This window comes from Streptococcus sp. 2154, from assembly GCF_013277255.1.
In the GTDB taxonomy this organism is placed as follows: domain Bacteria; phylum Bacillota; class Bacilli; order Lactobacillales; family Streptococcaceae; genus Streptococcus; species Streptococcus pseudopneumoniae.
The window spans coordinates 1-7,035 of the sequence record NZ_VMMK01000014.1 but is presented as its reverse complement, the minus strand read 5'-3'; the positions used below and the strand labels follow the sequence as shown (position 1 = coordinate 7,035).

Here is a 7,035-nt window from a genome sequence, read left to right as displayed (position 1 = left end):
TCAACCCACTACAGTTGACAAAGAGCCTAAAAATTGACATGGAAATTATAAAACCATTACTAGTTTAGTCCTTTTTGATAACGTGCCAATTCGGCTTGGTTCGCCCAAATATAGTGACCTGGACGGATTTCAACCATGGATGGTTTATCAGTCTCATAGTCGTGTTGACTTGGGTCGTAAACCTTCAAGACCTTCTTACGTTCCAAGATTGGGTCTGGAATTGGTACCGCTGAAAGCAAGGCTTGAGTATATGGGTGAATTGGATTGTTAAACAATTCTTCTGTCTCTGCAACCTCTACAATAACACCCTTGTAAATAACTGCGATACGATCTGAAATAAAACGAACAACCGACAAGTCATGGGCGATAAAGAGATAGGTCAAGCCAAGTTCTTTTTGGAATTTTTTGAGCAAGTTCAAGACTTGGGCTCGCACAGAAACGTCCAAGGCTGAAATTGGTTCATCCGCAATAACAAAGTCTGGTTGCATGACCAAGGCACGGGCAATACCGATACGTTGACGTTGACCACCTGAAAACTCATGAGGGTAACGAGTCAAATGCTCAGCAAGCAGACCCACTTCACGGATAATATTTTGAACTTTCTCTTCACGCTCTGCTTCATCCTTAAACAAATGGTGATTGTAAAGACCTTCAGAAATAATATAATCAACAGTCGCACGTTCATTCAAACTTGCCGCAGGGTCTTGGAAAATCATCTGGATACGACGAATCAATTCCGCAGCTTGTTCACGCGATTTCTTACCATTAATCTTTTGACCCTCAAAAATGATATCTCCATTACTTGTATCATTGAGACCGATGATAGCACGACCAATAGTTGTTTTCCCACTACCTGACTCACCAACAAGCGAGAACGTTTCTCCCTTGTTGATAAAGAAGTTAGCATTTTTAACCGCGACAAACTTCTTACTTCCTTCACCGAAGGAAATTTCTAAATCTTTAATTTCTACTAATTTTTCAGACATTTCCTTCCTCCTAGTCAGCCAGATGGGCAAATCCCATTTTTTCACGGATCTTATCATGGAGATTTGCAATCACAGCTGGTTTTTCTACTTTTGGAGCATCCTCATGAAGAAGCCAAGTTTTAGCCCAATGTGTCTCTGATACTGAGAATTGAGGAGCTTTTTGTTCGAAGTCAATCTGCATTGCATAGTCAGAACGCAAGGCAAAGGCATCCCCTTTCAAGTCAGTATAAAGTGACGGAGGTGTTCCTGGGATTGAGTAAAGATCCCCTTTATCATCAGCAAGCTGAGGCAAGCTAGACAAGAGACTCCATGTATATGGATGGCAAGCGTCATAGAAGACTTCCTCAACAGTTCCATACTCAACGATTTCTCCTGCATACATAACCGCTACCTTATCCGCAATACTTGCTACCACACCAAGGTCGTGAGTGATAAAGATTGTTGTGAAATGATACTCGTTTTGTAAAGATTTTAGCAAATCAATAATCTGAGCTTGAATGGTTACATCCAAGGCAGTTGTTGGCTCATCACAGATCAAGACATCAGGTCGGCAGGCAAGGGCAATCGCAATAACGATACGTTGACGCATTCCTCCAGAATATTGGAATGGGTATTCATCAAAACGTCTATCTGCGTCTGGGATTCCAACTTTATTCATGTAGTCAATGGCCAATTCTTTTGCTTCCTTGGCTGTTTTTCCTTGGTGTTTTACAATAACTTCTGTAATCTGGCTACCAATTGTTTTAATGGGGTCCAAACTAGTCATTGGATCCTGGAAGATAGTCGCAATCTTAGCACCACGAATTTGTTCCCAATCCTTGTGAGAAGATAGATTTGTCAAATCCTGACCACGGTAGTCAATACTACCTTGGGCAATGCGACCATTTTCTTCGAGCATACCTGTGAAGGTCTTTGTCAAAACAGATTTTCCTGATCCTGACTCACCTACCAAGGCTAATACTTCTCCTTCAACTAGTTCAAGGGAAACGCCGCGAATGGCTGTCAATACTTTGTCACGAACGTCAAATTCCACGACAATATCGCGAGCAGTCAAAATTACATTTTTTTCTTTTGTCATTTCTACTCCTATCTATGTGTACGTGGATCACTAGCATCCGCTAAGTTTTGACCAACTACGAAAAGGGACAAGGATACCAAAACAAGGGTTGTCAATGGAATCCAGAACAAGTAAGCATTGGTTGTTACGTTTTGTGAATAATCCGAAATCAAACGACCCAAACTTGGCACTGTAATCGGCAATCCAAGACCGAAGAAAGACAAGAAGGCTTCGTATGAGATAAAGCTTGGAAGCATTTGAGTCATCGTTGTCACAATAACAGATACCAATTGTGGCATAATGTTTTTGGCAACAATCTTCAAGGTTGGTGTTCCCAAAGTACGTGACGCCAAGTTGTATTCCAAATCACGATAACGCAAGATTTGCACACGGATCATGAAGGCAATCCCAATCCATGTCGTCACACTCATAGCAAAAATCAGATTCCAGAATCCAGCTCCGATTGAGTAAGTCAAGACAATGACAATCAAAAGAGATGGGATGTTTGAGATGACGTTATAAACTTCCATCATGACACGGTCAACTGATTTTGAAATTCCCCAAATACCACCGACAAAAACACCGATAACCAAGTTAATCACTGTCGCAATCACAGAAATAAGGATAGAGTTACGAGCTCCAAACCAGACACCGTCAAAGAGTGATTTACCGTTACTGTCTGTACCGAACCAATGCTCAGCATTTGGCTTGATATAACGAGCACTAAAGTCGTTTACCTTGCTGACATCATTGAAATCAAACTTAGAAAACATTGGGTAGATGAAACTCATCAAAATGATGGCTACCAAGATTCCCAACATGACTACAGTTGATTTTTTCTTCATAAATTGTCTAAACACTGATTTCCAGTAAGAATATGCTGGCGCATCAATAGTTTCAGAGGCAAAATCGTCACGTTTTATAAACTGAAATTTTTCTTTATCGATTGTAGACATTATTTGCCTCCTTTCTCAGTCAATTTAATACGTGGGTCAATAATAGTCATCCAAATATCTCCCAAAAGACGTGAGAAGATAGAAATACATGTAAAGATGAAGACAAGACCAACGACCATAGAGTTATTAGATGCTTTTACAGAGTCAATCAACATTTTACCCATACCTGGGAAGGCGAAGACTGTTTCAGTAAGGGTTGCACCACCGATAACCCCAATAATAGCACCAGGAATTCCTGAAACCAGCGGAACCATGGCATTTTTAAAGATGTGTTTGTTTGAAATTTCTTTTTCAGACAAACCTTTTGCACGAGCGAAACGAACAAAGTCTTGAGATTGCAAGTCAATCATGTAACGACGAATCCAAATAGCTGTACCAGGAGCACCCAACAAACCAAGGATGACTGCTGGTAAAACGTAAGAACGCCAATCTCCAGCTCCCAAGATAGGGAACGAATCTGGAAGACCAATAGATGATCCAATCAATCGAACGATGTAAACCAAGGCAATGGTTGGAAGAGCAAGCAAGAAGGTCAAAGCCCCTGTTGAGAAGCTATCAATCCAAGTGTTCTTGAAACGAGCCATGGCTGAACCAAGTGGCACTGCAATCGCATAAGAAATCACCAAACCAATCAAACCAGTAATAGCAGAGCTGACAATCATAGATGGATATTGGTAATTACTTTCAGTCGCTGTATAAGGATCATCTTTCCCATAGCTAGCTACTTCACGAGAGTCAGCCTGACTAGGTGACTTGTAGGTTCTTGAGTAAATATTTACAGAAGACGTTTTCTTACCTGTTGGGAACTGAACTTGGGCAGTTTTGGTTTGTCCTTGACCTTGAGTAATAACCTGAAGAACTGGTGTATTAGCATAGGTTGGGTAAGAGTCACCTAAATTCAAGTTCACAAAGTTTTGATGAACAAATGGGAACTGACTGTTAAAGTACAAGAGATATTTATGTTTAGTTCCTGAACCGACCAATGACCATCCGATAGCTGGATCATTTTCAAAACGAAGGTAGCGTTTCAAGTCTGGATTTTCAGGGTCTTGGATTTTATTTGTATGGTCAATGTCAATCAAGTTAGCATAGAAGTGAAAAACACGTTCAAAAATTGGAATTTCACGAGTAGCATAGAATTGACCACTTTCAGTAAATTCTCCCAAAGTCCAACCATGACCTAATTGATTGATGTACTTTTCATAAATAGCTTTATTGGTCGCATTTGCTTCTACTGTTACAGAAGAATCCATGCTACTTGCCTTTTCTTGCAACTCTTTAGTATCGTAATACTCAATGTAGCCCATACGCTCAAACACAGTATTTTCATAGTTATCACGTTTATCAGCCGTTGTCGCAATTTTATTATAGTTAGGATCCTGCTTGAAAATCAATTTTCGAGGAACCAAGGTATAGATAATCGTGTAGGTCAAAGTCGTTACTAAGAAAATCGAAACCAATGACCGCAAAACACGCATAAAAATATATTTTTTCATATTATTTCCTTTAAAAATCCCAAAAGAACCTTCTCCTCATGGAGAGAAAGTTCTATTAGAAATTATTTACTTCACATGACTTGCCAATTCTTTTTGAGCTTTCTCATTTGATTCAGCTTTTTCTTTCAACCATTTTTCACGAGCTTTTTCATACTCTTCCTTAGTCACCACTTTATCTTGTAATTTCAAATATTTGAAGTAAACATCTGACCCCTTAGAGCCTGTTTGCGCAGAAGCTCCAGTAAATGGAACAATTCGTGAAAGCACTGGTGCTGCACCAGAAGAAGCCATAGCAGGAATAAAGAGTGAACTATCTGTCAACCATGCTTGAGCCGCTGCATATTTTTCATAACGGACATTCAAGTCGCTTGTCTCTCTGGCAGCTTCATCAACTAATTTATCGTATTCTTTCAAACCAACTTGAACTACTGAAGGGCTATTTGGATTATCAAATCCTAAATATGTTTTTGTAGTTTCACTGCTAGTTGTTTTTAAAATATCCAGGTAAGTAGATGGGTCTTGATAGTCTGGACCCCATGAAACTCCTCCTGATACATCCCAATCCTCAGATGAAGCATTGGCAGCATAGTAAGTAATATTAAGGAATTCATCACTTGTCATTTGTTGAATATCAACAACGACATTTTCAACACCAAGAACTGTTTCTACAGATTGTTTAAAGGACTGAATACGAGATATGTAGTTTTTTGATGCTTGGTCTACTGGAACGTCCAGATGAATAGGAAACTGAACGCCGTCTGCTTCTAAAGCTTTCTTAGCTTTCGCAAACTCTGCCTTGGCCTTGTCAGCATTGAATAAACCATCCTGCCCATCAGCTAAATTCACACCTTTCCACTCATCACCATAAGCAGGAAGTTGAGCAGCGACTAAATCACCAAAGGTCTTCTCACCAGCTGAAACAAAGTCTGGTTTTACAAATAAATTACGAACTGCTAAAGCTGCTCCATCTTTACCATTGATTTGAGCTGAGTAAGCTGAGCGATCAAGAGCAAAATTCAAGGCTTGACGGAAATCTTTGTTAAGCAATGCCTTCTTAGTAGCTACTTTCTCTGAATCTGTAGTTTTAGAAGTATAGTTGTAACTTTGGCGATCAATATTCACACCCAGACCAGCAATCCCAGAGCCTGATTGTGTGTAATAGATATTGTCCTTGTATTCTTCTGCAACCTTAGAATAGTTGGAGCTGGTAGGGTAAAGACGGGCATAACTATAAGCTCCACTAGTGAAGTTACGCTCTAGCGACTCCTGATCTGATCCATCATAGTAAGCTAGATTGATAGTATCTAGGTGGACATTTTCTTTATCCCAATATTGCTCATTTTTTACAAACTCTACAGAAGATTTTGCAGTCAACCCTTTCAACAAGAATGGACCATTATAAAGCAAGGATGTCGGATCTGTTGGTTTAGCAAAATCGCTTCCTTTTGATGTTTCGAATTCTTCATTCAGAGGCCAGAAAATAGAATAGGTCAACTTAGAGTTCCAAAACGGTTCAGGCTGGTTCAAAGTGTATTGTAACGTATAATCATCAACCGCCTTGACACCAACTGTTGAAAAATCTGTTGAAGTTCCTGATAGATAATCTGCCAAGCCTTTAACCGAATTTTCAGCTAAATACATAGCTTCTGATTTTTTATCTGCTGCGTGTTTTAAACCGTTCACGAAATCTTTAGCCGTCACCTCTGCATATTCTTCTCCATCAGAGGTAAACCATTTAACCCCTTTACGAATCTTATAAGTGTAGGTCAAACCATCCTTAGAGACTTCCCAATCCTCTGCAACTGCAGGAGCAAGATTACCGTAATTATCGTTAGTGAATAAACCATCAATCCCATTTGAAGTCACTACTGTTGTACTATTTTTACTTGAAATCAGGTAGTCCAAGGTTTCTGGGTCTGCTGTATAAACATAGCCATAAGCTTTAGGGGCTGATGAATCAGATGATTTTGAAGAACTGCATGCTGCAAGTACACCTGCTGCTAATAAAACAAGACCTGCTGTAGCAAATACACGATTTTTTTTCATTTTCTACTCCTCTGTTTATGTGAATTATAGATTGACAACCATTATATCATATTATCCATTAAAAATCAAACAAATTTTCAGAATATTTAGGCTTGTTGGCACAAATTTTTCATTTTTTTTGAATATATGATTCAAATTGTCGTTCGAAGTGTCAAAGACTACAGTGAAAATAGGAAATTTGACGCAGAAACTTTGGAGCTTAGGAAGACATACAGTAAAATAAAATACGGACGGAACAATGTGATTTTGGAATTCAAATCATTTTATAACAATATTAGACTTCCTGCAAAAGAGGATATAGCTTCATGAGTCCTTGATAACCATTGTCAGCCAAGATTTTACCAGCTTGTCCGATATTTCTGCGACTCGTTTTGAACAACTTCATATCATGACAATAGTTCACAGCGATATCCAAAGAAACAATTCTCCCTTGACTTGTGACAATCGCTTGAGCCTTCATAGCGTGGCATTTCTTTTTATAGTCATTTAGTTTT

Annotated in this window: 6 protein-coding genes and 1 pseudogene; 1 reads left to right on the top strand and 6 read right to left on the bottom strand. The window is 39.2% G+C overall.

Annotated features, from left to right (window positions below; translation table 11 throughout):
- Positions 1-59 precede the first annotated feature (59 nt).
- From HT693_RS00710 to HT693_RS00690, 5 genes are all read right to left on the bottom strand, one after another.
- On the bottom strand, positions 60-986 hold the full coding sequence (locus tag HT693_RS00710) for an ATP-binding cassette domain-containing protein (RefSeq protein WP_001291299.1): 927 nt from the start codon (positions 984-986) through the stop codon (positions 60-62).
- Between the two features lie 10 nt (positions 987-996).
- Positions 997-2,064 (bottom strand): ABC transporter ATP-binding protein, encoded by a 1,068-nt coding sequence (locus HT693_RS00705; RefSeq protein ID WP_000159563.1) that lies wholly within the window; start codon positions 2,062-2,064, stop codon positions 997-999.
- Between the two features lie 8 nt (positions 2,065-2,072).
- Positions 2,073-2,999: an oligopeptide ABC transporter permease OppC gene (gene oppC, locus HT693_RS00700; RefSeq protein WP_000103690.1), complete on the bottom strand. Its 927-nt coding sequence runs from the start codon at positions 2,997-2,999 to the stop codon at positions 2,073-2,075.
- Complete coding sequence (locus HT693_RS00695) at positions 2,999-4,495, bottom strand: ABC transporter permease (RefSeq protein WP_166731958.1); 1,497 nt, start codon at positions 4,493-4,495, stop codon at positions 2,999-3,001. Before HT693_RS00695 ends, oppC begins: the two co-directional genes overlap by 1 nt.
- Before the next feature lie 66 nt (positions 4,496-4,561).
- Positions 4,562-6,541, bottom strand: coding sequence for a peptide ABC transporter substrate-binding protein (locus HT693_RS00690; protein WP_000742234.1), 1,980 nt, complete (start codon positions 6,539-6,541; stop codon positions 4,562-4,564).
- 126 nt (positions 6,542-6,667) lie between these two features.
- Here HT693_RS00690 and HT693_RS11805 point away from each other — a divergent pair, with 126 nt between their 5' ends.
- The gene (locus HT693_RS11805; RefSeq protein WP_078374317.1) at positions 6,668-6,850 is read left to right on the top strand and encodes a hypothetical protein; all 183 of its coding nucleotides are present in this window, start codon (positions 6,668-6,670) and stop codon (positions 6,848-6,850) included.
- Here HT693_RS11805 and HT693_RS00685 read toward each other — a convergent pair.
- A pseudogene (locus HT693_RS00685) lies at positions 6,834-7,035 on the bottom strand (transposase); the annotation flags it as partial. The gene HT693_RS11805 and the pseudogene HT693_RS00685 overlap by 17 nt on opposite strands.